A 26,325-nucleotide genomic window follows, 5' to 3' on the forward strand; every position below is an offset into this window, starting at 1 on the left:
TTTTAATTAAGAAACTTAACTTAACCACTCATATTTTCATGATTAAGTTAACTGTCATTGCTTATATACTGTTAGCGATCGCATCTAAAATCTGATCTTTTTCTAATTCTTCTAATCCATTACCCGCTGCGGAAACATAATGAATTGTATTTTCCCAGCTACTCATAACCGTCCAAGGTGAAGCATCAGGAGCAAATAAAAGCAATCGTTTGGCTGATACTGGAATTTCGTGCCAATAATCTGTCAATTCATCAAAGGTTTTTGGGATATTATTAGGGTAGTTGCTAGGTTTTCCACCTTTTTCTAAACTATGAGCGCTGGCATCTGTGTAAACAACTACCACATATCTTTGCTTGCTAAAATTCCCTTTTTGCCAGTCGGATTTAAGTGCTAACCCCAATCCTTCTAAGCCGTTTTCGGGTTCATCCCCACCACCTTCAGCTTCAATTCGAGAGATAAAATTAGCAAAATCTGGGGACTGCGATCGCAAATCGAAAAATTCTGAACATTGCATCGCAATTTCTGGTGAATCTGCCCAATAATCCCGAAATACAATTACCTTAGCTCTAAGTTGGTCAATTTTCTTAGTTTTTTCCTTCATTTTGGCTTCTAGCTTCTCATAAAACTTCAGAGCGGTTGATTTCACCTCTTCAATCAAATGACCCATTGAACCTGTGCCATCAATACACATTACTAAGTCCACTGCATAGGTTACACCCTGATTGTCAGCCATAAATTTATATCCGTACTTATGTTTTAGCTAGTTCTTATACTAAATGTTCTCTTTTGAACTTTCTACACCAAAAAAACCTGTTTTTCTCGCATTTATATAACGAAATATAAACTCAGTAACCCAAAAAACACTGAAAAAGTATGATTCTCATGGTTGAAATTAAGTTATAATTGTTGCTGTAATACTTACCCAGCCTAGAATATATGAATGTTACAGAGTTATTACAATTTGTGGATCAAGTAGTCCAGAAACAAACGGGAGAACATCTAGACGATTTAGAAAAAGCTATTCTCAAAGGACTTTGGCAAGGTCAAACTTACAATCAAATAGCAGACGAATCGGGATACAATAGTCAAAACTATATTGGAGATGTTAGTCGTAAGTTATTTAAAACTTTATCAGAACAGTTAGGTGAAGATATTAATAAATATAATTTTTGTTGGACGTTAGAAAGAGTTATAAATTCTCCCCAATTTGTTGGTTTAATAAATACTAAAATTAACTGGTGTCCTAATTATCCTAAACCTGATAAAAATCAATCTCATGAAGAAAAATCAACCAGCCAATTATTCTACCATGATTTAACAATTGCACCAAAAATTACCCACTTTTACGGACGCGAAACAGAACTACAAACCCTATCTCATTGGTTAATTAATCAAAATACCCGCCTCATTTCCATTTTAGGATTACCTGGAATTGAAAAAAGCTGGTCAACCCTGATTAATTTATATGAAGGTAATCCAGCTTATTTACAAGATATTTCTAGTTTAATTAGAAATATTTTCCAAGGTAAGATATCAGATTTTTTAAGTGAAGGGTTGCTGTTGACAGAGAATATGAAATATCAATTAAGTGAACTATTTAATAGACTATCAACAGTAGAACAACAGATAGTTTTAGAAATGAGTAAATCTAATCAACCTGTGAATAGAGAACAATTAAGAGAAAGTTTATCTTTATCTTCTATGGAATTAATTAATGGTTTACAGTCTTTAAAGAGGCGCTATTTAGTTACAACTATAGAAAGTGATAAAACATTGTTTATTTTATCTCCTGTTTTTAGAGAATATGTTATAATAACTCCTTGAGTTAGTGATATTCTGTGTAGATATCACATCCCAAATATTCAATGATAAAATCAAGAAAATTAAAGATAATTTACCAATGACAACTACACTAGTTAAACCGTCCCAATTACTACCTGAAGGAATTTGCATCAAGCATATCAACAACCTCATGCTATTCAAATTTACCGATAAGCTAGGTGAACGGATGCAAGAACTGCTTGATAAAAACAAATTAGATACCCTCACCCCAGAGGAAGCAATAGAACTAGAGGCAATAGGGGAACTTGACGATATCTTCAGTTATATTAACGCTGCTGTTGCTGCTCAAGACTAACACACCATACTATTTAGTCTATAAAACCAACCCACAAAAAGTTATCCTATTTAACTAAATCACCAAACATCACAAATTAACAACCATCTCAAACCCAGACAAAATCAGACCTTTATTACTTGCAGTTATCCACAAACAATGTTATTATAGAACATAATAAAATCCATTTAGTCTAAAAATTAAACTCTCTTAATTCCCCAACCAAAAAACCTCAAATTAACGCACCTTTCTACCAACATTACTAAGTTCGGAGTAATCCCAAGAGTGCATTTGACGGAAAGGAAGACCCATCTTTTGGAAGACATACTTCTCTTTCACACCGGAAGCAACTAAGTCTGGCTTCAATGCTTTGATGAATTCTTCAAATTCGTAAGCGGTAACGTCGTCATAAACGATAGTTCCGTTTTCGATGTAGTGAGTAGTACGTTTATAGTCGTCACTGTGAGCGAACTCATAACCAGTACCAATCATCTTCATTCCCAAATCTTGGAAAGCGGGAACAACGTGACGGGGACGTAAACCACCAACCATCATTGCAACTGTCTTACCTTCCAAACGGGGGCGATATTGACTAACGATCGCATCCATGGTAGGTTGGTACTTAGCAATTACTTTTTCAGCATTTGCTTGGATTTTTGCATCAAACTTAGAAGCAATTTCACGTAAAGATGCAGCAATCTTGGTAGGACCAAAGAAATTATATTCTAACCAGGGTATACCATAAGCTTCTTCCATGTGACGGCTGATGTAGTTCATCGAGCGGTAACAGTGGATGAGGTTCATCTTCACATTTGGTGTCATCAACATTTCGTTGATTGTACCGTCACCAGACCATTGAGCAACAACGCGCAAACCCATTTCTTCTAATAAAATCCGGCTGGCCCAAGCGTCACCACCGATGTTGTAGTCACCAATGATGGCTACGTCATAAGGAGTGCCTTCAAACTTCAATGTACCGTCTTTCTTAGCCTTGTCTGCTCTGGGGAATACCCAGTCACGAATCATGTCGTTAGCGATGTGGTGTCCTAAAGACTGAGACACACCACGGAAACCTTCGCAACGAACAGGAATAACTGGCTTACCGATGGTTTTGGATGTGTTTCTAGCTACTGCTTCGATGTCATCCCCGATGAGACCGATAGGACATTCAGATTGAATAGAAACCCCACGGTTTAGGGGGAATAATACATCTAATTCTTCAATTAATTTAGTCAGTTTCTTGTCACCACCAAACACGATGTCGCGTTCTTGGAAGTCGGAGGTGAAGTGCATAGTACCAAAGGTATCAACACCTGTTGTACCTAAGTAGTAGTTACGACGACCAGACCAAGACCAGTAACCGCAACCAACGGGACCGTGACTGATGTGGATCATGTCCTTGATAGGACCCCAAACCACACCTTTAGAACCTGCGTAAGCACAACCACGAGCGGTCATTACACCAGGTAAGGATTTGATGTTAGATTTAACACCACAATCAGCCTTACCTTCTTCAAATACGTTTAAATGCTTTTCACGCTTCTTAGCAGCTTTTTCGGGGTAAGCTTTGAGAACTTCTTTAACTAGTTCTTTTCTTTGTTCAACAATCTTCTTGTCGTCGGTCGAAGTCATTGTTAATCTCTCTTGCTCCTAAAGGAACGGAAATAGGGATGAGGTGTTTGGGGACATGAAGTCCCCTGTAGCGATAGGGAAATGTTGGTCAAAGGTGAGAGCTTTTGATGTGCTGCTCTCTGCCTTTTTCCTGGTACTAGAAAATTCTTTCTTCGTAGCGAATTATGCCTATTTAGCCAGCATTTTTGCAGCGTTTTCTTCGCTTTCGAGAATACCGAACTCAATCAACAATTCTTCCAACTCTTCCATTTCAATAGGTGTAGGAATGGTGAGGTTTTTGTTGTTGATGATCTTCTTAGCTAGTGCGCGGTATTCGTTAGCTTGTTTGCTATCAGGTGCATACTCGTTCACTGTCATCCGACGTAATTCAGCGTGTTGAACTATATTGTCGCGGGGAACGTAGTGAATCATTTGGGTGTTCAACCGTTTTGCCAAGGTTTCGATTAATTCGATTTCTCGGTCTGTGTTACGGCTGTTACAGATCAAACCACCTAAACGAACTCCACCGGAGTGAGCATATTTAAGTACACCACGAGCGATGTTGTTTGCAGCATACATCGCCATCATTTCACCTGATGTAACGATGTAGATTTCTTGTGCTTTACCTTCACGGTAAAGAGTAATAAGATAATTTGAAAAGCCGGAAAATGTTCATTTTCAACTATGTTTGCCGCAATCATTGTCTGGAGTGAACAGTTTTTTTATTAGGGTAAATCTAGGGTATGGACAGAACACAGGAAGCATTTGCCGATTTTCACCAAACAGCTATTACCGACGGGGGATATTTAGGCAGAATGCAAGCAGTAGAAAACCAAGAAAATCACTTAACGGCAAAACTGACCACAGAATTAAAGGCAATTAATGCTAGACTAAGAGCCGCTAGGGTGAGTGTTTCTGTCAGAAAATCCGGCAATTCATTACAGTTGAGAACTACTTTACCTATTAAACCAGGTGATATTGATAAAAACGGTAGCAGCACAAAGCAATATGATATTTCTTTGGGTATTCCTTTTAGTTTTGATGGTTTAAATACGGCAGAAGAAGAAGCTAATGAGTTGGGAAAATTAATTGCCAGAAAACAATTTGTTTGGACTGATAAATATTTAGGCAAAACTAGATTTAAAGCTAAGTTCCTCACCATGTTTGAGTTGGTTTCTGAGTTTGAAAATAACTATTTCCAAACTAGGAAACGCACTCTCAAAAGTAACAATACTTTTAATAGTTATTTCTACATTGCTAAAACACATTTGCCAAAAGATAAATTAGCAATAAATGCCAATTTTATTGATGCTGTGAAATTTTGCCCATCTTCCGATAGTGTAAAAAATGAATTAATTAAGGTAATTAGGGTTTTATGTAAATGCTCTGGTTTAGAAGTTCCAGAATTAAGTAATTTAAAAATCAAAGCTATTTCTCAACGTAAGCGTGATATTCCTACTGATGCAGAGATAGAAACAGAATATCTCAAGTTTGAAACCTATGCAATTAATCGTCCTAGTAAGTTGACAACTAGGGAAGATAGAAATAATTGGCAACTTTGGCGTTGGGTTTATGGGATGTTAGCAACCTATGGATTAAGACCGATTGAAATTTTTGTTAATCCTGATTTAAATTGGTGGTTATCATCAGAAAATACGATGAATACATGGCGTGTGAATCAAGAATGTAAAACGGGAGAAAGGGAAGCTTTACCATTATATCCGCGTTGGGTGGAAAGTTTTAATTTAAAAGGGGATACGGAAGCGATCGCACTATTAAAAGCAAAAATCCAAAATAAAATTACCAGTAGAGAAATCAACGCTGTACGACATGGTACAGATAGATGGTTTAGATTTGTGGGGATTCCCTTTCAACCTTACGATTTACGCCATGCTTGGGCAATTCGAGCGCATTTGATGGGGATTCCTATTAAAGCTGCTGCTGATAATTTGGGTCATTCTGTGAATATGCACACATCTATTTATCAAAAGTGGTTTAGTTTGGAAAATCGCAAGGTGGCAATTGAGGAAGCAATTAAGAAAAAATCAAAAGTTGAAGATCTACAAGATATTGTAATTAGATTGGAACAGGAAAATGAGAGGTTGAGAATTGACAATGAAAGATTGAGGTTGCAGATGGGACACAGTTTGATAAAAATTGAGTTAGGATAAGAGTTAGCCTCACGCAGAGGCGCAAAGAGTAATTTTATAAAACTAGGAATGTTACAAGATATGTCTTATAGTCAATTTACATCTATTGGTAAGGTTAAAGAAGCTTTTGGTTTAAAAACTCAGGAAGGTGGGCGTTTTATTCCTGCTATTGAAAAAATTGAACCATCTGCTACACTCAAGGCATATCTTGAAGAAAGTATACCAATTTCTTCTTCTGCTAGTGAAAAAGCTCGTTCTGAAGGAATTATTTACCCAGTTTTATTAGAAGTAAGAAAGATTTTAAATCGGCAAATTAGCTTATTTTCCGGTGAAGATTTTACAGTTGATGAGTCCGTAGGACTTAATGGAATTTGCGATTTTCTATTAAGTAGTTCTCCTGAAGTGTTAGAAATTGAAGCCCCGGTAATTGTCATTGTTGAAGCAAAAAAGGCTGATTTAAGAACTGGGTTTGGACAATGTATTGCAGAGATGGTGGCCGCGCAAAGATTTAATGCTGCTAAAAATAATCCCCTTCGTGTTATTTATGGTGTAATTAGTAGTGGTACACAATGGCGTTTCCTGAAGTTGGAAAATGATCTTGTTACTATTGATTTAATGGATTATTCTCTACCTCCTGTGGAAGAAATTTTGGGTATGTTAGTTTGGATGATGCAAAATGGCGGGTAATTCAGCAATTAAAAGTTACTAACCAATTGTCATAGAAGAACCTACCATTAAAGGCTGTGGAAGTGATCTTTCTTGTAACTGATATTCTTCCATTAAAAGTTCTAATACTTCTTCTCCATTTTTTAGAGCTTCTGCATAGCTTTCTCCGTGAGTATGGGCATAAGGACCAAACTCTGGAAAACTGACTACATATTTTTGATCTTCATCTGACCACTGAATTAAAATACTGTAATGGTGATTCATAATTACTCTTCCTCTTGATTTAATTATAAACATCTCCTTTTGTACCAATTGTGAAAATTTCAACTTCACCAGATTGGGTATTAACTGTAAAGACAATTCTGATTTTACCAATACGTAATCTATAAAATCCTTCCCAATCTCCTTTCATTTTTTTAATATCAAGTTCTGTAAAGGGAATAATGGCTTGTTCTTCGACAAAATATAGAAGTTGGGATATTTTTTCCTGGATTTTCTCAGCATCTTCAAGATTTGCTTTTTCTAAAAACTTAATAGCATTCTTACGAAATTTTATGGCCATTTTTCACCCACTCTGTCATATCAACTAATTCTTTATCTTCATAGTCTGATGGTGAATCAAGCATTTCATCTAGTTCTTCTTGTTCTTCATCACTTACATAGGGTATAAGGACTTGACAGAGCAACATTCTTTCTTCTCGCAAAACTTCGCGGATGCTTTCTTTGATTATTGCTTTAAGTTCTTGGATTTCCATGAGCATTATCCTTGAGAATATAAGTATTATATATTTTTTTTAAGCGATCGCTCTCAAAACTCACAACACCAGAAATGCGATTCCTGCGGAGTGCGTTGCGATCGCTCTCCTTCCTCAAAATAAAATCGGAAATACGATCAACTCAACTTTATAAAAAGCTGGAGATTAGTAGAGTAAAATTAACTCTAGATCAAAACTAATAAATGCGGACAACGCAACACATAACTAAAAATCTTGTGGAAAGATGACTGACACCGAAATGATTACTGTTTCAGAAGCTTCTCTTGAATCAGGTTATACACCCCAGCACATTCGGCTACTTATTCGTCAAGAACTAATAAAAGCTCGTCGTGCAGGTGGAATCTGGTTAATTGATGCTTCTAGCCTACGCAATTATATAGATAGGAGTCCCAAACCAGGACCTAAATCCGACAAACCAGATGCTTGATTTATATTCTAAATAGAATATAATTAAAATTATTAACAACTTTGAACCAGAGAGTCAACCGTGAATCACCTAGAAATACTTCAGTCTACACCTGCTGCTCAAGTAGGACTTGGGAGAGATAACCTTCTAATCAAGACAACTGGTAAGTTTTACACTCCAAAATTCATTGGTGAACGGCTGGTTGATAGTGTTCTGACTGTTGCATCTCGTACAGAAAATACTGGAGAGCTATCTGTTATTGATCCATTTTGCGGTGACGGGCGATTAATTGTTTGGCTTTTGGAGCGTGTTTTAATTTTTCCTAGTCTGACAAATCGATCATGGCGAATTGAAATATGGGACTGTGATGAGCAAGCAGTCATTCAAGCAAAGCAGGCTATTGAGAAAATGGCCAATTATATCGGCATTAATTTTACTCTGAGCGCATTTTCTCACGATAGCTTTGCTTATTTTATATCCCAATTTAGAGGAAGACAAACAGATAATAAACCACAATTCGACATTACAATTACCAATCCTCCCTGGGAAGTTATTAAGCCAGATCGCCGTGACCTTGAAAGATTGGATGAGCAAACAGAGTCAATGTATATTGAATCGTTGCGAGCGTTATCACAAAAACTAAAAAATAATTTTCCACTGTCAATGCCGAGAAAAATGTTCGCGGGTTGGGGTATCAATCTTGCTCGTATTGGCTTGGAAGTTGCCACCCATTTGACAACAAATCATGGAGTTACAGGAATTGTTTCACCGATATCTTTCCTTAGCGATCAAAATTCTGAACCTTTACGAAAGTGGTTACTGACAAATCATGCAATTAAATATATAGATTACTTTCCCTCTGAATCCAGACTTTTTGAAGGTGTTGATCAAACTTGTGTTAATATCACAATTCAAGCAAATAATCCAGGACAAAAAACTTTTACTTACAAATTTGACAAAGATTTAAGTTGCATAGAATATCATCAAGAACTTAATTTATCTGAAAGCTTTTTAAAATCAAATTCTTATGTTATTCCTGTTTATTCTAATAAATCACAACTCAATCATCTACTTAGTTTTTCAGAACTAAAAACCCTTGGAGATTTACAAGGCGATTGTGAAGGGCAACTATGGACAGGTCGAGAATTAGATGAAACAGGGCATACAAGCTATTTAACATTAAAAGGTTATTATCCATTTCTTAAAGGAAAAATGATCAACAGGTTAACTTTAGTTAACCAACCTTCTATGTTTATTGATCCAGACAAAAAACTAAGTATTCCTTCGTCAGTCAAATATCCACGAATTGTATGGAGAGATGTGAGCCGAACTACTCAAAAGCGAAGGGTTCAGGCAACAATTATTCCTAAAAACTGGGTTACAGGTAATTCTCTTGGTGTAGCGCATTTCCGAACAGATAATTTTTCAAAGCTTTACACTCTTCTCGGTATTATGTCCTCACTACCTTTTGAGTTTCAAGTTCGCTCGATGCTATCAACTTCTCATGTTTCTGTAGGGGTGTTACGCAAGACTCGCATACCACCAATTACCTCTGAATTGACTACAAAATTAGTTCCAATGATTGAGCGAAAACTAGCCGGGGATGTTACAGCAGAAGTAGAAATTGAGATTGTTGTTGCTAAAGCTTATGGTTTAGATAGTCAAGGGTTAGCTGAAATTATGCAATCTTTCCCTAAACTTACTCCAGAGGAGTGCCAAAACTTGCTTGATCATCCAATGTGGAGAACCTCATGATTCCAAATCATTACTCAGCAAAACTCAGTGACCTTGACTTGGCAATGGTGGTACACATTCCACCTGGAGGTAATTGGAAAAATATTCCAACTTCCATACCATCTCAACGTTTAGTTCAAATTCGAGAAAGTTATGCTCAGGGTAAGGGAAGCCGCTCTACTTACTATGGGCGATTACACCCAGATGCACCAGCTTACACAATCAACACTTACTTTAATCGTCCTGGTAATGGCTGTCATCTCCATTATGACTATGCAGGTGGTCAGCATCGGGTCATTAGCCAACGTGAAGCAGCAAGGCTTCAAAGCTTCCCAGATAATTTTTGTTTCCTGGGATCTCGTACTGCGATTAATACACAAATAGGTAATGCTGTTCCACCACTTCTGGCATATCAAATCGCCTTGCATTTAGGATCACCGGGAATGTTTGTAGATATCTTCTCAGGAGCAGGGGGGTTAGCACTAGGATTCAAATGGGCTGGTTGGCAACCTATAGTCGCTAACGATATTGAGCGCATAGCTCTGGAAACTTATGCTAAAAATATTGATTCTTCTGTAATTGTTGGAGATATTAGGGATGATCAAGTTTTTTCAAAAATTGTTTCATTAGCTGTTGCTGCAAGACAAAGTAAACCTGATTCTAAATTGTTTGTTTTGGGAGGTCCACCATGTCAAGGATTTTCTACTGCTGGTAATGCTAGGTCAATGCAGGATGAGCGTAATTCACTATTTAAAAATTATCAACGAATTATTGAAGCAATAAATCCAGATGGTTTTGTTTTTGAGAACGTTATGGGTTTATTAAGTATGGAAAATGGTTTAGTTTTTCAGCAAATAAAAACTGCTCTTGAATCAGTAACAGATAATCTTTCAACTTGGAAAGTAGATACAGCAAATTATGGAATTCCACAAAGGCGCAAGCGTGTAATTTTGATCGGTTTGCAGCAAGAAAAACAGCCTATTCCACCTCCCACACCTGTATGTGATTCAGATGGAAGCGGTTTACTAGGTCTTTCACCAGTAGTCAGAGTTGATGAAGCCATCAGTGATCTACCACCTTTAGAAGCTGGACAGGATGGAGAACATCTTGATTACATAATGCCAGCACTAACTAAATACCAATCCTTAATGCGTAATATAATCACACCTGCACAGTATTTAAAAAAATTGCACGATAAAGAAATTTACACTTCTGTCTCTATTCAAGGTTTAAATTAAGTCAAAAAGTAATATACTAGGAGATGCTTAAAAGTGATTGACATAACGAATAAAGACTTATACGAGGCATCGTTAAAAGAACTCCAAAAGTATGGAAACAGTGTAGGGCGAAATTTCAAAGGTCGCTTAACTCAGGTTTTTCTGGCATTGAAATTTTGGCGAAGTGAAATCCCAAGTATTTTCTCCGATCAATCTGTCTCAGCCTTAATTATTCAGAAAAATATAGATGACTTATACAGTAAAGAATCTAGACCATCAAATAACTGCGTACTCAGGTTATTTGATAACAACTATCTGGCTAAAACTGGTGTTGTTGGTCTTGGGAATACTTCTCCTCAAAATACTTGGAGAAACAACTTCCGCCTTCAGAAAGGAATAGTTTGTTATGCCTCTTCAAAAGATTTAGCTGACCATGATTTTTTGAATCAAAATCGTTTGAATTGCCGATATCTTCAACCTGTACAACAAGGTAGCTTAAAAAATGCCACTTGTATATTATGTCAAAGTGAGGCTAAATACCGAGGCGAAGAACAACCAAAATGGCTTCGCGCCGAAACAACTGTGCGGGGAGAAAGCTATTCTCTTGTAGATATGGCAAACATACAAAATTTTCTACCACATATAGCCCCAAATGGGCAACGTATACCTATATTACCTTTGATAGTTGCCTTGTATCATGACCCATTACCTGGTATTTATGTTAGTCGCAAGGAAGTTGATATTAATGATTTTGCAAGTGACTATGGCTTCTCTCAAGAAGAATTAATCGTATACTTTGAGGATAAGAAACAGAATCAGTATAATCTACAACTATTGGAAAATTTTCCGTCAGTAGATTACACCCCTATTTCACAAAGCTTATTAAAGGCAGTTGTTTCAGTTCCAGCAATTTCAAAACTTTCATCTGATAGACAGATTAAAGAGATTCCAAATCCAATACTTTCAGAAGTAGAAATACCTGAACCAGGATCAAATAGTGGTTGGGGCGCTCAACAATATGTAATGGAGGTTTTACGAAATAATGATTGGATTGTATACGATGTATCTCAGCAAAGATGTGGATATGACCTTTTGGCTGAAAAGGGTAACAAACGAAAATATATTGAAGTTAAAAGTTCATTAGGTTCTTGTTCTCCAACTTTAACTGAAAGAGAGTGGCAAAAAGCAAAAGAATATGGTTCAGATTACTGGTTGGCTATCATTGAGAACTTTAGAGTGGAGTCACAAAACCCGATATACTGGATTCATAACCCTACTGAAAACTGTAACGCCAGAGAAATAACCGTCATACAATACTCCATTAATCGTAGTTCGTGGTTAGTAGCAGTTAATGATGATTTAGACATTGAAAAATTATGACAATTAGTAACCCATTTATCAAAAATCATGTATCCCCCTTGACACTAGGGACAAAATAGGGTAAATAAAAGAATAAATCCTAACAAAAACCCCATTTATCTAAAATTTCCCAGGGCAAAAATAGGGCATAAAAAAAATCAAAATTCCCAACCAATTGCATTTACAAAAACCCCAGACAAAATAGCTTAATCTTCACGGATAGGCATAGCAAAACCACCACATACAACGTCACCTAGTACGTCGTAAGATACGAAATCTAAATCTGTGTAAGCACCGTTTTCTTCTAGGAAGTTAATAGCGGTGATAATACCACGACCGGCGCAACCTACACCGGGTTCTGGACCACCGGATTCCACGCATTTAACGTCGCGGAAACCTTTGAGCATTACTTCATGAAGTTCTAGGTCTTCAACAGATCCTCTTTCAGCAGCCAAGTGAAGAACGGTTGTTTGAGCCTTGGAGTGAAGCATCAAACGAGTAGAGTTATATTAACAATATGGGCAGTATGAGGAATGATGATGAAAGCAGGTTATGTGAGGGTTTCCACCCGTGAACAGGATGAAGGTAATGCTTTGGAACAACAAACAGCACGAGTAGAAAGGGCGGGCGCTATTGTCATCTTCTCAGATGTTGAGTCCGGGCGCAGCGACAAGAGGAAAGAATTTAATAAAATGATTGCTCAGTGCAAACAAGGCAAGATTACCGAAGTCATCTGTACTAGAATTGACCGACTAGGACGCAGCGTGGTGGGGATTCACAAAGCGATCGCCATCTTTGAGGAATACAAGGTCAAACTCACGGTTTTGGATGCCCCCGTTGACCCATCTTCCCCCTTTGGGTGGTTTTCTGTGAACCAGATGGCTGGATTGGCTGAATTTGAATCTAGGCTACTTGCTAATCGGATCAAAAATGGTATGAACTTTTTTAGAGAGCAGAAAAAGGCTTCTCCCCGGCCACCTTTTGGGTATTGTCGCGTGGATGAAAAGTATGCTCCTGATTTATCTGAGATGAATGGAATTAGTAAATGGGCGATCGCTCACAAGATGATTGAATATTTCCTCGGTGATGGGGCTACATTGAGGAGTACGGGTCAATATTTACTGCAAACTTATCATCTCAAGTGGACTGCTGCCGGACTGCGTTACTGGCTTTTAAACCCTGTACTCAGAGGATGTACCGCCTACAATATCAAGGACAATTTAAATAAACCTGAGAACTGGGATATTCATGAAGATACTCACCAACCTTTGATTACTGAGGATATATTCAAACGCATAGTTAGAAAACTTGACGAAAATAAATCTAAATACAGCTACGGTAGAGAAAAAAAGGAAACAGAGATTTTCCCCCTAGCTGGGCAGATTATTTGTGCTGACTGCGGCTATAAATGTTTTTGTAAGAAACGAAATTCGACATATAGAGTCCGTTGCAAAAAACATGAAAACATGGGAAATGATTTTTGTAGCAACAAAATTAGTACCTATCTACCAGATATTATTTTAACGGTAGATCAAACCTTAGTAGAACGGCACAGGGAAATTAAGGAATATGCAATTACAAATTCAAATGTGGAAACACAGGATAGCCCGGAATTGATTGCTAGACAAGAACAACTAAAATCACTGAGACTTTTACCTAAAAACCCAATAATTCAAGATGCTATTGACCAAACAATTTTAGAGATAAATAAAATCAAACAAAAAGAAACCGTAGTTAATAAAATCAACAGCGAACTATTTGATATTCTTGCGTTTTGTTGTAGCAATATTAATTTTTGGGATGAAACACCCTGGGCGGATAAATCCTTAATATATAAAGAATTAATTGATTACGTAAAAGTTGCCAATGGTGAAATCAAAGAAGTCAAGCTGCGGGTTTAAGCAGCCCTTGAAGTTCTACTTCAAATTCTTCTTCTGATAATAACATTAATCTCTTTCTGGTATAAGGATCTAAATACCGAATCCTATACCATTTTTTAGAGACACGAATCAATACTTGAGTCGCTGTTTCCTGCATATCATAATAGGTGAAGTCTTGTAACTAGTCTAGCTAGTTTTTGATATTTTTGTCTGTTTATGATGAACAAATTTATTATTCAGACACAAAATCAAATATCAAATCAAGTTTTGTGTTTCTCAAGAATCAATATTTTCATATTGTTTTGTATGAATTATTTATCAGTGTTCTCTGATTCTAAACTATTCCTTAACCACCGTTGGCAATGTGTCTACATCTTGAACATTCAGGGGAAATTTTTTAACATAGTTCCCATTACGGTTAGCTTTGTAATCAGCAATCATTTCTAAGGCTTTACTAGCGGACAAGAGTAATTTAATTCCATAGCGATGTCGGAATATCAAATCAATTAATTCATGGCAGTGATTTTTTAGATCTTGTCTGTGCCTCATTAATTCATCTTCATTTACACATTTTTTCATGATTGTCAGTTGTCAGTTGTTAATTGTTAATTGTCCTTTGTTTAAATGCCACTGACAATTAACGTATTTTTCTGGACAAGCCTAGTTTTAATTCTTCGTGTCGGGTTAAAGATTGACAATCAGCACAGGCTACAATTCCTTCAACGCCTTTACCTTTAACTTGAATATGTTCTGGACACCAATCTAAATGTGCAATTACTTGGCATAGTCTTTTGCTTCCTAATTCCCCAAATCCTTTAAACCTTGAATCCTTGTAGTAAACATAAGAACCGATGGGGAATTTGTTGTTTCTTTCAGCAATTACAGCCTCTACATTGATTACTTCGACTACTTCGACTTCGCTACCTCGACTTCGCTCGGCACAAGTCAGTACAAGTTCGCTCAGTACAAGAAATTCTTCTGCTTTTTCTGTCTCAGTATTGGCAACTTCTCCTGATCGTTGCAACTCTTGTAATTGTGATGGTACAGATTCACCCATCACAGTAGCTTCAACCTCAATTACAGCAGTAGTTTTAGGTATTTCTATAACTACCTGTGTGATGGGTTGTGATGGGTCAAAAGCCAAATTTCCTTGTAAGGCTGTACCAGTATTCATACTTAGAGTATTTTTGATGTTCTCATTCTCGATTGAATAATTGTCAATTTTGCCATCACACCCATCACAGGCTTGTTCTATAAGAGTTTCAACCATCACATCACCCATCATCAACCCATCACACGACCGATCACATTTTTCTGATTCAGTATTAAAATTGCTATTATTTGGTTCTAATTCAGACAACTTTGTGATTAATGTAGAAATGTCATCATCGCTACCTGTTCTTATTTTGATGCCTTCAAAATAAGACCCTTTTCTATCTGTTCCTTTGGAAATTGGCAACTTTAACTGTGCCTGTAACAAATCAAGTAACAAACTGGTGAAACGTTTCTGAGATAACGGATTTGTGCCTGTGTTTTGCGCGTATTGACAATAGTTAGGATAAAGCCAAGTATTAGCGTTGCGATATGCAGTCCAGGATTCAGATTGACCTATATCACCTGTTGTAAATCTGATTTGTTGGGCAATACCTACATAATTTCTATATCCAGTTTCTTGTACAAGTTCTTCATCTGCCCAAGCTGCTAAAGGATTAGTTTCTGTTAGCATGGTTGCTTTTTGCTGACAGAGTAATTGGGAAGCTTCACAGTGATTTTTCAGAAGTTCCTTAGCACGAACTTCACCCATACTCAAAACCCAGTTAAGAAGCCCTGGGATATATCCGGCAAACTCCCCAAACATTTCGCCGTTAGTCCGAAAATCTAGTAGAATCTGCTGGTCTTTACGCTCAACCTGTTGATCAAACCGGACACCAATTCGACGACGTTCTGTACCAGATGTATAATCTGATGATGCGATAGCGAAGCGCTGCTGCAAGCAGATCGCCTCATTACCAGCAATAATTATCATCCCAGGATATATAAAACCTGATGTAGATTGTTTACCCTTGACTTCGTAGGGAATTAAATCAGAACCAGTCATGGCTTTAAGTATTGAAACCTCACCTGCAAATCTTTCTGAGTCTGTGATCACACATAGGCGTTTACCTTTGAGTGAAGCAGATTCAAAGTTAGATTTTTCTAGTTTTTGCAGTTTTGTAGAGTGGGTGTTTCTAAGTCCTACAAGTGCTTGTGCTAATCGGGTATAAGTCCCCTTACCAGTCCCACCCTTGCCGATGATTTCTAAATATTGTTGCCACTCTGATTTACCACTGGCGACAGCATAAAGATAAGCCCGTAAAACATCTATAGTTCCCTGGTCTTGAACTTGAGAATTAAACCATGCTTCGATAGGTGGACAAGTTGCGATAGCGAAGCGCTCCGTAGGAATCGCAGAATATTGATAAGGTAAACACCAAGTCAGTCTATGGGCGGGACAGTGGGGGGTAAGTTCAAGAGTTGTAGGATTTAACAGCCCGTTAATCATAGGAATGAAACCCGTAATTTCATCCCATTCTTTGACGGCTAATTTTGCTCTTAATTTGCGCTCGACTCCCGAAGTGAACCCGTGTGAGATAGGGTGAGGTCTACCATATTTGTCACAGAAATAATACTTGTAAGGTTTAATTTCTGTTTCACAAATCAATGAGACAGCATTCGAGGTTTCTAATCCCCAAATACCATCAATGTTTGCAGAATATCTGTACCATTGTTCTTCCTCTACATCCCACATTCCGCACCCCCAAGTGTCACACCCCAAGAAAACCGATATATTTAGTACATAAGAACTAATACCTGTGAGGGGTGATTAAAATTTATTGAGGCTAAATAGGAATAATTACTATTAAAGCAGATATATAGTCAATAAAACGACTAAGTACGAAATTTTGATTCTGAGGTGATTGTAATGGAAAACCTAGTCCAGAATCATTGAAAGCTTTATCCTCAATGACTATAAAAAACTAAAAAAACGTTTTAAATCAACAGAAAAATGAGAACATGGTAACAGATACTTATATGGAGTTTCTGTTACCATGTTTAGTACAAAAGACCTGGAATTGAAGAAGATAGACCATTTAGGGATAGTAGCAGGAATAGTAGATTCAATAGGGATTGTAGAAATAATTAATAATTTAGTAGGTTCAGAGCCAGGAGAAAAAGTCAGTGCAGGTCAGGTGGTAAAGGCGATGATTTTGAACGGCTTAAGTATGATGTCACAGCCGTTATATATGTTTCCAAAATTCTTTGAATTAATTGCTTGTGAACATTTAATTGGTGTAGGAGTAAAAGCAGAATATCTCAATGATGACAAGCTGGGGAGAGTATTAGATAAATTATTTATAAAAGGACTAGATACAGTATTTTTAGCCGTCAGTTTAAATGCAGTAGAAATATATCAGATATCACTCTCATCATCACACTTGGATTCAACATCATTTCATGTACATGGAGAATATGAAAATAGTTTACCATCAGTAATATTTGAAGATTCAAAAGAATCAGGTTCATTAGAAAAAGAAAATGAAGAGAGTCAATCACCTCAAGCGATAAAGCTGACTTACGGTTATTCTAGAGATCATCGTCCAGATTTAAAACAATTTATTACACAATTAGTATGTTCAGGAGATGGAGATATACCAATATATATAAAAGCAGTATCAGGGAATGAAGTTGATTCTAAAAAATTTGGAGAAATCGCAGTTGAATATCAGAAAAGAATACAAGTTGATAGTTTGATAGTAGCAGATAGCGCATTATATACAGAATCAAATATCAAGTTAATGTCGAGTCTCAAATGGTTAACCAGAGTACCCTTAACGATAAAATCAGCAAAAAACTTAGTGATGAGTTTAGCAGAATCGGAATTTGTTAAAAGTGAAAAAGCAGGATATTCTTATGCCGAGAAGAAAATAACTTATGGAGATATAGAGCAAAGATGGTTAATCGTACAAAGTCAAGATAGAAAAAAATCTGACTTAAAGAAATTATCAAAGAGAATAGAAAAAGCTTTGACTAATACTCAAAGTAAGTTAAAAAACCTATCGCAAGAAAAATTTGCTTGTGCGGCTGATGCTAGAAAGGAATTAACAAAAATAAGTAAAGAATTTAAATATCATCAAGTAGAAAATATTGAAGTTATCGAAAAAAGTCCTAAAATCAAAGAAGAAAATCAATCAAAATACTATCAAATCTTAGCAACAGTTGTTGAAAATAAAGATACTATTGAGCAAGAAATGTCAAGTGCAGGAAGGTTTATAATTGCCACCAATGTTTTATCAGAAAAGGAACTGAGTAAAGATAAAATGCTGTCTGAATATAAAGCGCAGCAATCCTGTGAAAGGGGATTTAGTTTTCTCAAAAATCCTTTATTTTTAGCAGATAGTATTTTTCTAAAAAGCCCAGAAAGAATAGAAGCATTGGCAATGATAATGGGGTTATGTTTGCTAGTTTATACTCTAGCACAAAGAGAAATTAGAGCAGCTTTAAAATCTTTAAACTATACTGTAAAAAATCAATTAGGAAAGGCCATAAACAATCCAACTATGCGGTGGATATTTCAATGTTTTCAATCAGTTCATCTTGTGACTTTTCAAGGAAAAAGAGAATTTTATAATTTGACATCAGAAATGAAGTACATTCTCCTATTCCTCCCAGAAGCTTGCCGTAATTACTACAGATATATAAGTTGATTTATCAACATTATTAATAGTTTAATTATACAATTTGACTCATTGATTTTATTAATGAGTTTAAGTTTTAATGCTGTTTTTAAGTTTATTTCTAGAAGGATATAAGTTATGATTAAGTCTTGATAGACTAACAATAAAATTATATTATATTTTCTGCCAGAAACCACCCTCATTCTTTATTGCTTCTTATTGAGAATGTATCTGAATCAATTTTCCTATCTAAAATTTGTTTTTTTATAGATAAATGTATTCTTTTACTCATTTTTCATCAATTTACCTCCGTAATCACCGTTTGTGACAGTCAAGGGTGCGGAATGTGGGTTCAATACGAGACAAGGAAATTGGATTTTGGCTGCTGCATTGGCGATCGCTAATGCCTTTTTCACCCCAATCTCATCATTGTCTGGCCAGTAGATTAAACCAGCCACACCCGCCTTTTTGAGAGAAATCAACCCACTTTCTAAATCAACATCGGACCAGGCTGAACCCATCCAAGTAACGGTGCAAATACCAAGAAAACGGGCTGATTCCACAGACTTTTCACCCTCAACACCCAACACCCATTGATCAACTGCAAATTGTTCAGCTTCATGGATTCTGTAAATTGGCCATGGTTTTTCACCCTTGGAATTAACGTTCTTACTGTCTGCGTTGATATGCCAAGGCTTCGTCGTTTTATGGGTGCGTTCTCCGGCTTCGTTATAAAAGTCAGTTCTTAATACCCACTGTTCACAACTGTAGTGATAGATAATTTCTGTGTTAAGTCCTTTTTGAACTATTGGTACAACATCTACATCTTCTGGAAGTGTGGCCAGAACTATTTCACCTGCTGGTAAAAGTACAGGCTTGTAGAGTTTGAGCGGTGCAGGTAAAACTCTTAGGTTTATCCGTCTGCCCAAACCCCTATAATGACTTCCAGCTTTTTCAAAGGCTTCTGATCCGGGTGCGTTGCCTTGGACTAACGGAGCGATCGCTTCTCTAATCTGTTCTGATGTACATCCAATATTGGAATAACAAGCGTAACGTCCGGCAGTTTTGCCAGATGTTGTGATCTCAAGATTGTTACCACCACAAATTGGACAAATAGCTCTAATAGCAGTTCGAGTCTGTCTGACTATTTGCAATTTATCTAGGTGGTCGAATATTGAAAATGTTGGGAGTTCTCTAGCAAACATTGTTACTTCTTGAAATTATTTAAGGGTGGACAATAAGAAGTTCTGTCTACGGAGTAATTTCTTTTGATTCTATTTTTGATAAGTTGTTAAATCCTGCTGGATTTGGGAATTTTCTGCGATCGCCCATATTCTTAATGTGCTTACTTTTTTCCATGGGCGGTGGTGGCGGTTCAATCCCCAAATATGTACAAATAGCCATTTCCGCCAAATCGGACTCCCAGAGATTCCTGTCATGGGCAATTCTTGCCAGTGCATGATGTGTTTCTTGCCTAATAGAAAGCGTTTTTTGAACCTTCCCGTCACCACGATTTTGCACTTTTAACTGTTTAGGCTGAAATTCTTTGTTTTTGCGAGTACGATTTCTTCTTTTTACGTTCTCAGTTTTCATGATAAACACCATCCTGGTTTCTATCTTTTGTATATTCATTATCATCCAAGTTGGTTTCTATGACAACCACAAAAGTATCTAATTTTCTGATACATCCAATAGATATCAAGGGTGTAATCAAGTGGATTTAGAGGCTAAAAAAAGATTTGCTGAAATAATTGTAAATCTAAGGGCTGGCAGGGATCTCAGGAGTTTTGCCAGAGAACTCGGTGTACAGCACAGTACAATTATTGACTGGGAATCGTGTAACACGATCCCAAAACGTCCTAATTTAGAAAAAATCGCTAGATTAAGGGGTGAAACAGTAAATGAACTTATGGATTATCTGGAGGGAAGACAAGCCTTATCTCATTATGAACGTTTATCAGCAATGATTTCAGGGGCTTCTAAAGAACAACTAGTATCTCTTTTGAGGCAAATTGCAACTCGGTTAGAAAATATTTAGTTTCACTTTTTGAAACTTATGGCGTAGAATCTGCGTCAAATACGTTATTTTTCTATGCCTGGTGCTTAACAAAATTTAATAATTAGCGTATACACCAAGATGGTAGCTGTGGTAGCATGGTTTTTACAAGCACCATATTGGTTTCTGCTATGACCAAGCTACCAACAACATTTACAGCCTTGGATTTATCTGGTTTTGAGTTCGATAAAACTATCAGGTACAACAGCGTCAATCGGGAGATGGTTGATCAAGCTTGTGCCGTGCTGCAAAAAAATCGTATTCGGATTGTTGTCCGTTCTGTACAAGCGGCTCTCAAGGAAATTTACGGGATTGGTGGAAGTTCTGAGAATATTTGTAGATTCTTGGAAGAATGGCGGAAAGATAATACTCAGGCACTTAAAGCCAGCAAAGGTGAGAAAAATTTAGTTGCAGAAATTTTAAATGATGACCAAACTTTAGATGAAACGGAAATTCCTGAAGAGGTTCACCAATTATCAAAGCAACTTGGAATTATTCTTTATACATTTGGGCATCAAAAGGCTGATACGACCATTAGTGGCGATAGCGAAGCGCTGCTGCAAGCAGTTCGCATTAAAACTTTAGCAGAAGAGAATGATTTATTAAAATCTCAACTCAAAGATTTTCCTCAGTTTCAAATGCAGTTGGATTTTTATAAGGCTGAATATGAGCGTCAGCGTAAAGAATTGCAGGAAGCATATTTATCAATTAATAAACAGCAATTAGCTGATTCTGAGACATTCAGACTGCAATTAGAAACAGTGCAGAATGAGCGCAATGATTTAGTTCTCAAAAACAATGAATTTGCTAAACAACTAACTGAATTGGCAGAAGTTCAAACCCGTGAACAAGAACGCCAAGGTGAAATTGCTAAATTAAACGGTGCGTTAGAGGCTCGTGAACGTGAAGTGATAGTTATGCGTGAACAGGTTCAAGCCTTGCAAGGGGAATCTGGTCAAAAGTTGGTTATTGAGTCTCAATTAACGACTTCTCAAGAGCAAGTCAGACAAGCCAACGAAACTATTACCAAACTTCAAGCACAACTACAAGAAAAATCTACATCTGAACTGCAAGTAGATATTGATGTTGATGTGTTTAATGCTGAAATTAGGGAATTAACGGACGAGAGAGATTTGTTGAAGTTGCGCGTTGAAGAATTAGAGTCTCAGTTGCATAAAAGGTCTAAAAAACCAGTTGCAGCATAGATTTTATTACATTTTAAACTCTCTCATTTTTGGGAGAGAATAGCCTTTTTTAGATGAACCATATAGTAGGGTTTTTGGAGTGCGAGAATTATGTTTCTTCCAAAAGTGGATGCTCCCACCAATTATTCCCCAGAATTAGAACTGGAACTGATTTTATCTGCTAGGTTTCCTTTAATTTATGTAGTAACTCCAGAGGAAGAAATAGCAGAACAAGAATTAATTGTGTTATGCCAATCACGAAAATCACAAATATATTTCTGGGATTACGTGCGTGGCTGGAGTGAAGATGGGCAGGGTAAAGGGAATCCTATGGATGCTTTGGGAAGGGTAGCAAAATCATCTGCTAATCAATCAACGATATTTGTTCTCAAAGATGTGGCCAGTTTGATAGCCCCCACAGGTAACGGTCAAATTACCCCTGCACAGTTACCTTTAATTCGAGAAATCAAAAATTTGGCCAGGGATATTTCACGGGACAAGCGTACACTCGTACTACTAACTCATGAATTGAGATTGCCTGTAGAATTACGGGAAGAAAGCACCGTTATTGATTTTGCACTTCCAGATACCGATGAAATTTATGATTTAATTTCTAAGTTGGTTGGTAGCAAGATTAAATTAGACGACCCTGGTTATGAGCAGTTAGTGAAAGCTTGCCAGGGGTTGAGTCGTTGTCGGATTAGTCGGGTTTTGGCGAAATGTTTAGCCAAATCAGGCAAAATTAATGAGAGTGCGATCGCTGCTGTCATCGAGGAAAAGCGGCAAACTATCAGAGAGACTGGGATTCTAGAGTTTATCCCTGTACAAGCTGGTTTAGAGTCGGTTGGGGGGCTGGAAAATCTCAAACAATGGGTGAGAATCAGAGCAAATAGTTTCAGCAATGCGGCGCGTGAGTATGGTTTACCCAGTCCCAAGGGGGTTTTACTTGCGGGGATTCAAGGGACTGGGAAAAGTTTGTCAGCTAAAACCATTGCTGCTGAGTGGAAATTACCGTTACTCAGATTGGATGTAGGAAGGCTATTTGGTGGCATTGTTGGAGAAAGTGAAAACCGGGTAAGACAGGTAATTAGACTAGCTGAGGCTATATCTCCTTGTTGTCTAATGCTGGATGAAATTGATAAGGCATTTGGCAATATTAATACTGGGAGTGACGGTGATTCTGGTACATCTAGGCGTGTGTTCGGCACATTGCTTACTTGGATGCAGGAAAAAACCAGCCCAGTATTTATTATTGCCACTGCTAATAATGTTGAATTGCTTCCTGCTGAATTAATTCGTAAAGGTAGACTTGATGAAATATTTTTTGTACATCTGCCTAGCAAAACAGAGCGATCGCAAATCTTCCGAGTCCATCTAAACCGTCTGCGTCCTAATCGCATTGATTTTGATTTTGAACTATTAGCCAGTCGAGCAAAAGATTTTTCTGGGGCTGAAATTGAACAAGTGATTTATGAAGGGATGCAAAATGCTTTCAGTCGCAATGAAGAATTTACTCAAGGTGATTTGTTGGATTCTATTGCTAGTTGTATACCATTAGCTCAAATCTCCCAAACTCAAATTCAATCCTTAACTAAATGGGCAGAATATAGCGGTGCTAAAAGTGCCAGTTTAAAAGTGAGTGAAATTAATTTTGTGCTACCGCCTTTAGAGGTTGATAATTATTTGGAATAATCCATGATTTCAGCCACAAAATTGATTCAGGATTTAGCTAATTTTACTGGAAGTGAACAGTATTATTTACATTGGAGCAAAGTGTTGAAATACACTACAGGAGTAAAATATTTAGCAGAAAAAGCCCAAGCATATTGGTTAATAGATGCGATCGCTTCCCATCAAACCAAGAGATTACTGTCTAATGAAAACTTGAGATATTTTCAGCTATGGTTACTAACTGTCACTAATACCGAAAATCAATTACCTCAAAAATACGGTTTTATAAATCCCAACCCTAATCATAAAGCAGTATTAACTTGCTGGGAAGATACGCCAGTTGAGAGAGTAAAACCAGTAATTAGACAAGATATTGAATTTACTGATTTTCCTTTAACAGAAATGAAGCTATACGTTGAGAATAGCATTCTTTTACTACCATCTGAACATTAAAAAAATTAGGGGTAGTTTTGCTAAACTGCCCCGTCTTACTGCTTTTAAAGCAATACTAAAATGCACGAAATTAGAATTTTAAGGCAACCGACTAATTGCTGAAATTAGCTTTATTCAATGGCTACCACTTATAGAGGTTGATGATTGAGGTATTTGATATGGCATCAGACAGAGATTTTTCAAGTTGGCAATATAAACCTACGATATCAGAAATTGGTGAATTAATTCAAGGTGCAACTTTAACTAAGAATACAGAAATTAATGAAGAGGTAATTAATGAAATAAAGAGGAAATTATCAATAGCCATCAATAATATGTTAGCGGCAAAATTTCAAATTGAAAATCTGGATAATTCCAATATATCTTATGAAGTAAGGATTGAGTTAATTAATAGGTTTCTTGACAGTACCCTGGAAATTATTCAGAATTTTCCAAGGATTATATGACATCAAATAACCCCACAATTTCCCAGTTGAATCTCAGAAATTATTGACTCATTAAATCAGTAAAGAAAGTAGCGTAATTGGTGGTTAGCTACCACCTTTTAATAAACCAAAGGATAGGATTTTCAGATGCAATACAAACAAATTGAAATTACCATCGGTAAAGACGGAATTATCACAGAGCGAATAATTAATGGTGATGGTGAAAATTGCATTAATTTAACCGCAGGTTTAGAAAAATCTCTAGGCAATATTGAATCTCAGGAATTATTACCTGATAGCTTGCGTGGTGAAGCCATATATCAAAACCCAGAAATTTATGTTAAACAAGACGATAATTTATGGCTAAACCAGTAGAACAGAAATTAATTTCTCAGTGCCATTACTGCCATCTTCCAAACTGTTGTATGAAAGTGAAACCCCAATACCTGATGTGTAGTAATCATTGGAAATTAGTACCAACATATTTACAGGCTTTGGTTTACAAAAACTACCGACCAGGACAAGAAATAGATAAAAAACCCAGTCAAGAATACTTGAGGGTTTCACAGCTTGCAATCCAGCACGTTATTGACACAAACTACGCCAAACGATGCCAAAAACAGAAGGTAGAGAAAGCTTACACAATTGGGTAATAGGAAAAGCTGGTATTTTCAGAACCATTCAAAATAGGGAATTAACAATGTCACATTTAACCCACATCAGAACTACAATCAAAAACGCTGAAGTTTTAGAATCTGTGCTTAGAAAAATGATTGAGAATGGACTCGAAAATATTCTTGTTGGCGCAACCCTAGAGAAAAACGTTACTACTCACTGTTTCGAGAATTACAAAACAATTGATTTTGTTATTCATAGACCACAAGCTAAGTCTCACTGGAATGATTCTAGTGATTTCGGATTTGTGAAATTAGAAGATGAATTCAAGTTTCTCAATTACGCTGGAGCTAATCATCATGCTGAAAAATTTATGAGAACTTTAACCTTTAACTATGCCCGTGAAAATGCCTTAAATTCTCTAGCTGCTAATGGCTTTAATATTGAATCTATCTCTGAAGAAAATGGAGAGATTAAGATAATTGCTGGGAAATGGAGCTAATAAAACTGGTTTAACAAAATCAATTTGATTAATCATTAATTATAAAATAAACCAGTTTAGTATGAGATAAGAACCATTTATAGCAATACTTTAGCTGATTTTTAGGGTTGACTATTTTCGGCTTTCTGATGTTAGAATAATCTAAGAATTTTAGATTTTAGGTAAAAATAAATGGCTACTACATTAACCAAGAAAGACGCTTCTACTTTGCTTCGCACCAAGATTATTCGTGATGATGCCAGCGACTTTGAAAAAACCGAATCTAGCAATGGCGCACCTCTTTCGGTCAAAACATCAACAAATTTAATCTTGGATGAAAAACGCTATCTGTCTTTAGATGCTTCACTTCGCAAGTCTGAAACGAGAACTGATGCACTTGATGAAACTGGGTTAATTCCTCCCGGTTATGTAGTTCCTCAAACTCGCACAATCCGATATGAAACCTTAGAACAAGCATTTGCTAATCGCAATAAAATGGCTGTTCAAGAATTGTTAGAAAAAGCTTACTCTTTATATCCAGACTTAGTACCAACTGGTGCAACTATCACACCTTTAACCCCTGCTGCAACTCTGGCAGATTTAGCAACGCCTGTTAAATCTTTGGATTTTTCCATTGACATTAAAAATATCTTTTCTCAATTAGATAATATTAATGTTGTCTATGTTGATGCAGACAATGATCCTTATGTATCTGTTCATATTATTGGCAAGGCAACAGATGGTTTGGTAATTGCTTGCGGTTTATTAGTCCAAACTTAATTTTTAACTATTTTAAGGTGGGTAATACCC

The 26,325-nt window shown here is 36.7% G+C and carries 29 protein-coding genes and 2 pseudogenes; 19 read left to right on the forward strand and 12 right to left on the reverse strand.

The window, feature by feature from the left end:
* Window positions 1-61: 61 nt before the first annotated feature.
* Window positions 62-733: a vWA domain-containing protein gene (locus AA650_RS18460; RefSeq protein ID WP_053540129.1), complete on the reverse strand. Its 672-nt coding sequence runs from the start codon at window positions 731-733 to the stop codon at window positions 62-64.
* A gap of 203 nt (window positions 734-936) precedes the next feature.
* Here AA650_RS18460 and AA650_RS18465 point away from each other — a divergent pair, with 203 nt between their 5' ends.
* Together AA650_RS18465 and AA650_RS18470 are read left to right on the forward strand one after the other, a co-directional pair.
* Window positions 937-1,824, forward strand: coding sequence for a hypothetical protein (locus AA650_RS18465; RefSeq protein ID WP_053540130.1), 888 nt, complete (start codon window positions 937-939; stop codon window positions 1,822-1,824).
* Window positions 1,825-1,900: 76 nt separating this feature from the next.
* The gene (locus tag AA650_RS18470) at window positions 1,901-2,137 is read left to right on the forward strand and encodes a hypothetical protein (RefSeq protein ID WP_053541339.1); all 237 of its coding nucleotides are present in this window, start codon (window positions 1,901-1,903) and stop codon (window positions 2,135-2,137) included.
* A 216-nt stretch (window positions 2,138-2,353) separates the two neighbouring features.
* On the opposite strand, the gene nifD is transcribed toward AA650_RS18470, so the two are convergent.
* Window positions 2,354-3,748, reverse strand: coding sequence for a nitrogenase molybdenum-iron protein alpha chain (gene nifD / locus AA650_RS18475; RefSeq protein WP_053540131.1), 1,395 nt, complete (start codon window positions 3,746-3,748; stop codon window positions 2,354-2,356).
* Between the two features lie 168 nt (window positions 3,749-3,916).
* A pseudogene (gene nifH, locus AA650_RS18480) lies at window positions 3,917-4,360 on the reverse strand (nitrogenase reductase); the annotation flags it as partial.
* A gap of 110 nt (window positions 4,361-4,470) precedes the next feature.
* Between nifH (AA650_RS18480) and AA650_RS18485 the strand changes: the two are divergent.
* Window positions 4,471-5,898 (forward strand): site-specific integrase, encoded by a 1,428-nt coding sequence (locus tag AA650_RS18485; RefSeq protein WP_053540132.1) that lies wholly within the window; start codon window positions 4,471-4,473, stop codon window positions 5,896-5,898.
* Window positions 5,899-5,958: 60 nt separating this feature from the next.
* Entirely contained in the window at window positions 5,959-6,564 is a 606-nt protein-coding gene (locus tag AA650_RS18490; RefSeq protein ID WP_053541340.1) for a hypothetical protein, read from the forward strand.
* A gap of 18 nt (window positions 6,565-6,582) precedes the next feature.
* Here AA650_RS18490 and AA650_RS18495 read toward each other — a convergent pair whose 3' ends face one another.
* From AA650_RS18495 to AA650_RS18505, 3 genes are read right to left on the reverse strand one after another with little or no spacing between them, the layout of a single operon-like run.
* Window positions 6,583-6,807: a type II toxin-antitoxin system HicB family antitoxin gene (locus tag AA650_RS18495; protein ID WP_053541341.1), complete on the reverse strand. Its 225-nt coding sequence runs from the start codon at window positions 6,805-6,807 to the stop codon at window positions 6,583-6,585.
* 19 nt (window positions 6,808-6,826) lie between these two features.
* Window positions 6,827-7,105 (reverse strand): type II toxin-antitoxin system RelE family toxin, encoded by a 279-nt coding sequence (locus tag AA650_RS18500; protein WP_053540133.1) that lies wholly within the window; start codon window positions 7,103-7,105, stop codon window positions 6,827-6,829.
* Window positions 7,086-7,298, reverse strand: coding sequence for a hypothetical protein (locus AA650_RS18505; RefSeq protein ID WP_053540134.1), 213 nt, complete (start codon window positions 7,296-7,298; stop codon window positions 7,086-7,088). Before AA650_RS18505 ends, AA650_RS18500 begins: the two co-directional genes overlap by 20 nt.
* Before the next feature lie 244 nt (window positions 7,299-7,542).
* On the opposite strand from AA650_RS18505, the gene AA650_RS18510 reads away from it, so the two are divergent.
* Genes AA650_RS18510 through AA650_RS18525 form a run of 4 tightly spaced genes read left to right on the forward strand, consistent with a single transcriptional unit; the run spans window position 7,543 to window position 12,056 of the window.
* The gene (locus AA650_RS18510) at window positions 7,543-7,746 is read left to right on the forward strand and encodes a helix-turn-helix domain-containing protein (RefSeq protein ID WP_053540135.1); all 204 of its coding nucleotides are present in this window, start codon (window positions 7,543-7,545) and stop codon (window positions 7,744-7,746) included.
* Window positions 7,747-7,806: 60 nt separating this feature from the next.
* Complete coding sequence (locus AA650_RS18515; protein ID WP_053540136.1) at window positions 7,807-9,480, forward strand: Alw26I/Eco31I/Esp3I family type II restriction adenine-specific DNA-methyltransferase; 1,674 nt, start codon at window positions 7,807-7,809, stop codon at window positions 9,478-9,480.
* Window positions 9,477-10,697 carry a DNA (cytosine-5-)-methyltransferase gene (dcm, locus tag AA650_RS18520; RefSeq protein WP_053540137.1) on the forward strand — a complete coding sequence of 407 codons (1,221 nt, stop codon included), beginning with the start codon at window positions 9,477-9,479 and terminating at the stop codon, window positions 10,695-10,697. The genes AA650_RS18515 and dcm overlap by 4 nt, the downstream gene beginning before the upstream one ends.
* A 33-nt stretch (window positions 10,698-10,730) precedes the next feature.
* Window positions 10,731-12,056: a DUF3883 domain-containing protein gene (locus AA650_RS18525; RefSeq protein ID WP_053540138.1), complete on the forward strand. Its 1,326-nt coding sequence runs from the start codon at window positions 10,731-10,733 to the stop codon at window positions 12,054-12,056.
* Between the two features lie 191 nt (window positions 12,057-12,247).
* Here AA650_RS18525 and nifH (AA650_RS18530) read toward each other — a convergent pair.
* Window positions 12,248-12,541 (reverse strand): annotated as a pseudogene (gene nifH / locus AA650_RS18530) (nitrogenase reductase); the annotation flags it as partial.
* Between the two features lie 27 nt (window positions 12,542-12,568).
* On the opposite strand from nifH (AA650_RS18530), the gene xisF reads away from it, so the two are divergent.
* Window positions 12,569-13,936 carry a fdxN element excision recombinase XisF gene (gene xisF / locus AA650_RS18535; RefSeq protein WP_053540139.1) on the forward strand — a complete coding sequence of 456 codons (1,368 nt, stop codon included), beginning with the start codon at window positions 12,569-12,571 and terminating at the stop codon, window positions 13,934-13,936.
* Here xisF and AA650_RS28155 read toward each other — a convergent pair.
* From AA650_RS28155 to AA650_RS18545, 3 genes are all read right to left on the reverse strand, one after another.
* Window positions 13,920-14,072: a hypothetical protein gene (locus AA650_RS28155; protein WP_160170653.1), complete on the reverse strand. Its 153-nt coding sequence runs from the start codon at window positions 14,070-14,072 to the stop codon at window positions 13,920-13,922. The genes xisF and AA650_RS28155 overlap by 17 nt on opposite strands.
* Window positions 14,073-14,254: 182 nt before the next feature.
* On the reverse strand, window positions 14,255-14,494 hold the full coding sequence (locus AA650_RS18540) for a hypothetical protein (RefSeq protein WP_053540140.1): 240 nt from the start codon (window positions 14,492-14,494) through the stop codon (window positions 14,255-14,257).
* Window positions 14,495-14,552: 58 nt separating this feature from the next.
* Entirely contained in the window at window positions 14,553-16,703 is a 2,151-nt protein-coding gene (locus AA650_RS18545; protein WP_053540141.1) for a DNA primase family protein, read from the reverse strand.
* A gap of 301 nt (window positions 16,704-17,004) precedes the next feature.
* Between AA650_RS18545 and AA650_RS18550 the strand changes: the two genes are divergently transcribed.
* Window positions 17,005-18,660, forward strand: a complete 1,656-nt coding sequence (locus AA650_RS18550) for an IS1634 family transposase (RefSeq protein WP_053538824.1) — start codon at window positions 17,005-17,007, stop codon at window positions 18,658-18,660.
* A 254-nt stretch (window positions 18,661-18,914) separates the two neighbouring features.
* Here the strand turns inward: AA650_RS18550 and AA650_RS18555 are convergent, their stop codons facing one another.
* Together AA650_RS18555 and AA650_RS18560 are read right to left on the reverse strand one after the other, a co-directional pair.
* Entirely contained in the window at window positions 18,915-19,835 is a 921-nt protein-coding gene (locus AA650_RS18555) for a hypothetical protein (protein ID WP_053540142.1), read from the reverse strand.
* Window positions 19,836-19,881: 46 nt separating this feature from the next.
* Complete coding sequence (locus AA650_RS18560; RefSeq protein WP_199924294.1) at window positions 19,882-20,223, reverse strand: hypothetical protein; 342 nt, start codon at window positions 20,221-20,223, stop codon at window positions 19,882-19,884.
* A 121-nt stretch (window positions 20,224-20,344) separates the two neighbouring features.
* Between AA650_RS18560 and AA650_RS18565 the strand changes: the two genes are divergently transcribed.
* The 9 genes from AA650_RS18565 (at window position 20,345) to AA650_RS18600 (ending at window position 26,295) form a co-directional block, all read left to right on the forward strand.
* Complete coding sequence (locus tag AA650_RS18565; protein ID WP_053540144.1) at window positions 20,345-20,668, forward strand: transcriptional regulator; 324 nt, start codon at window positions 20,345-20,347, stop codon at window positions 20,666-20,668.
* A gap of 149 nt (window positions 20,669-20,817) precedes the next feature.
* On the forward strand, window positions 20,818-21,891 hold the full coding sequence (locus tag AA650_RS18570) for a hypothetical protein (protein WP_053541342.1): 1,074 nt from the start codon (window positions 20,818-20,820) through the stop codon (window positions 21,889-21,891).
* 90 nt (window positions 21,892-21,981) lie between these two features.
* Entirely contained in the window at window positions 21,982-23,562 is a 1,581-nt protein-coding gene (locus tag AA650_RS18575; RefSeq protein WP_053540145.1) for an AAA family ATPase, read from the forward strand.
* 3 nt (window positions 23,563-23,565) lie between these two features.
* A complete protein-coding gene (locus AA650_RS18580) occupies window positions 23,566-23,994 on the forward strand; it encodes a DUF6876 family protein (RefSeq protein WP_053540146.1) in 429 nt (142 codons plus the stop codon).
* 158 nt (window positions 23,995-24,152) lie between these two features.
* Window positions 24,153-24,440 carry a hypothetical protein gene (locus tag AA650_RS18585; RefSeq protein WP_168636856.1) on the forward strand — a complete coding sequence of 96 codons (288 nt, stop codon included), beginning with the start codon at window positions 24,153-24,155 and terminating at the stop codon, window positions 24,438-24,440.
* Between the two features lie 126 nt (window positions 24,441-24,566).
* The gene (locus AA650_RS18590) at window positions 24,567-24,794 is read left to right on the forward strand and encodes a DUF2997 domain-containing protein (protein WP_053540148.1); all 228 of its coding nucleotides are present in this window, start codon (window positions 24,567-24,569) and stop codon (window positions 24,792-24,794) included.
* Window positions 24,779-25,072, forward strand: coding sequence for a hypothetical protein (locus AA650_RS28160; protein ID WP_199924295.1), 294 nt, complete (start codon window positions 24,779-24,781; stop codon window positions 25,070-25,072). The genes AA650_RS18590 and AA650_RS28160 overlap by 16 nt, the downstream gene beginning before the upstream one ends.
* On the forward strand, window positions 25,030-25,536 hold the full coding sequence (locus AA650_RS18595) for a DUF1257 domain-containing protein (RefSeq protein ID WP_053540149.1): 507 nt from the start codon (window positions 25,030-25,032) through the stop codon (window positions 25,534-25,536). The genes AA650_RS28160 and AA650_RS18595 overlap by 43 nt, the downstream gene beginning before the upstream one ends.
* A 171-nt stretch (window positions 25,537-25,707) precedes the next feature.
* The gene (locus AA650_RS18600) at window positions 25,708-26,295 is read left to right on the forward strand and encodes a hypothetical protein (RefSeq protein WP_053540150.1); all 588 of its coding nucleotides are present in this window, start codon (window positions 25,708-25,710) and stop codon (window positions 26,293-26,295) included.
* The last annotated feature ends 30 nt before the right edge of the window (window positions 26,296-26,325 follow it).

The organism is Anabaena sp. WA102 (assembly GCF_001277295.1).
Classification (GTDB): Bacteria; Cyanobacteriota; Cyanobacteriia; order Cyanobacteriales; family Nostocaceae; genus Dolichospermum; species Dolichospermum heterosporum.

Coding starts and splice junctions, on each gene's coding strand:
- AA650_RS18470 (WP_053541339.1), top strand. CDS start 1,901: ATGACAACTACACTAGTTAAACCGTCCCAATTACTACCTGAAGGAATT.
- AA650_RS18570 (WP_053541342.1), top strand. CDS start 20,818: ATGACCAAGCTACCAACAACATTTACAGCCTTGGATTTATCTGGTTTT.
- AA650_RS18575 (WP_053540145.1), top strand. CDS start 21,982: ATGTTTCTTCCAAAAGTGGATGCTCCCACCAATTATTCCCCAGAATTA.
- AA650_RS18465 (WP_053540130.1), top strand. CDS start 937: ATGAATGTTACAGAGTTATTACAATTTGTGGATCAAGTAGTCCAGAAA.
- AA650_RS18545 (WP_053540141.1), bottom strand. CDS start 16,703: ATGTGGGATGTAGAGGAAGAACAATGGTACAGATATTCTGCAAACATT.
- AA650_RS18495 (WP_053541341.1), bottom strand. CDS start 6,807: ATGAATCACCATTACAGTATTTTAATTCAGTGGTCAGATGAAGATCAA.
- AA650_RS18550 (WP_053538824.1), top strand. CDS start 17,005: ATGTTTAGTACAAAAGACCTGGAATTGAAGAAGATAGACCATTTAGGG.
- AA650_RS18505 (WP_053540134.1), bottom strand. CDS start 7,298: ATGGAAATCCAAGAACTTAAAGCAATAATCAAAGAAAGCATCCGCGAA.
- AA650_RS18540 (WP_053540140.1), bottom strand. CDS start 14,494: ATGAAAAAATGTGTAAATGAAGATGAATTAATGAGGCACAGACAAGAT.
- AA650_RS18490 (WP_053541340.1), top strand. CDS start 5,959: ATGTCTTATAGTCAATTTACATCTATTGGTAAGGTTAAAGAAGCTTTT.
- AA650_RS18595 (WP_053540149.1), top strand. CDS start 25,030: ATGCCAAAAACAGAAGGTAGAGAAAGCTTACACAATTGGGTAATAGGA.
- AA650_RS18485 (WP_053540132.1), top strand. CDS start 4,471: ATGGACAGAACACAGGAAGCATTTGCCGATTTTCACCAAACAGCTATT.
- AA650_RS18580 (WP_053540146.1), top strand. CDS start 23,566: ATGATTTCAGCCACAAAATTGATTCAGGATTTAGCTAATTTTACTGGA.
- AA650_RS18510 (WP_053540135.1), top strand. CDS start 7,543: ATGACTGACACCGAAATGATTACTGTTTCAGAAGCTTCTCTTGAATCA.
- AA650_RS18585 (WP_168636856.1), top strand. CDS start 24,153: ATGGCATCAGACAGAGATTTTTCAAGTTGGCAATATAAACCTACGATA.
- AA650_RS18600 (WP_053540150.1), top strand. CDS start 25,708: ATGGCTACTACATTAACCAAGAAAGACGCTTCTACTTTGCTTCGCACC.
- AA650_RS28155 (WP_160170653.1), bottom strand. CDS start 14,072: ATGCAGGAAACAGCGACTCAAGTATTGATTCGTGTCTCTAAAAAATGG.
- AA650_RS28160 (WP_199924295.1), top strand. CDS start 24,779: ATGGCTAAACCAGTAGAACAGAAATTAATTTCTCAGTGCCATTACTGC.
- xisF (WP_053540139.1), top strand. CDS start 12,569: ATGATGATGAAAGCAGGTTATGTGAGGGTTTCCACCCGTGAACAGGAT.
- dcm (WP_053540137.1), top strand. CDS start 9,477: ATGATTCCAAATCATTACTCAGCAAAACTCAGTGACCTTGACTTGGCA.
- nifD (WP_053540131.1), bottom strand. CDS start 3,748: ATGACTTCGACCGACGACAAGAAGATTGTTGAACAAAGAAAAGAACTA.
- AA650_RS18500 (WP_053540133.1), bottom strand. CDS start 7,105: ATGGCCATAAAATTTCGTAAGAATGCTATTAAGTTTTTAGAAAAAGCA.
- AA650_RS18560 (WP_199924294.1), bottom strand. CDS start 20,223: ATGAAAACTGAGAACGTAAAAAGAAGAAATCGTACTCGCAAAAACAAA.
- AA650_RS18555 (WP_053540142.1), bottom strand. CDS start 19,835: ATGTTTGCTAGAGAACTCCCAACATTTTCAATATTCGACCACCTAGAT.
- AA650_RS18460 (WP_053540129.1), bottom strand. CDS start 733: ATGGCTGACAATCAGGGTGTAACCTATGCAGTGGACTTAGTAATGTGT.
- AA650_RS18590 (WP_053540148.1), top strand. CDS start 24,567: ATGCAATACAAACAAATTGAAATTACCATCGGTAAAGACGGAATTATC.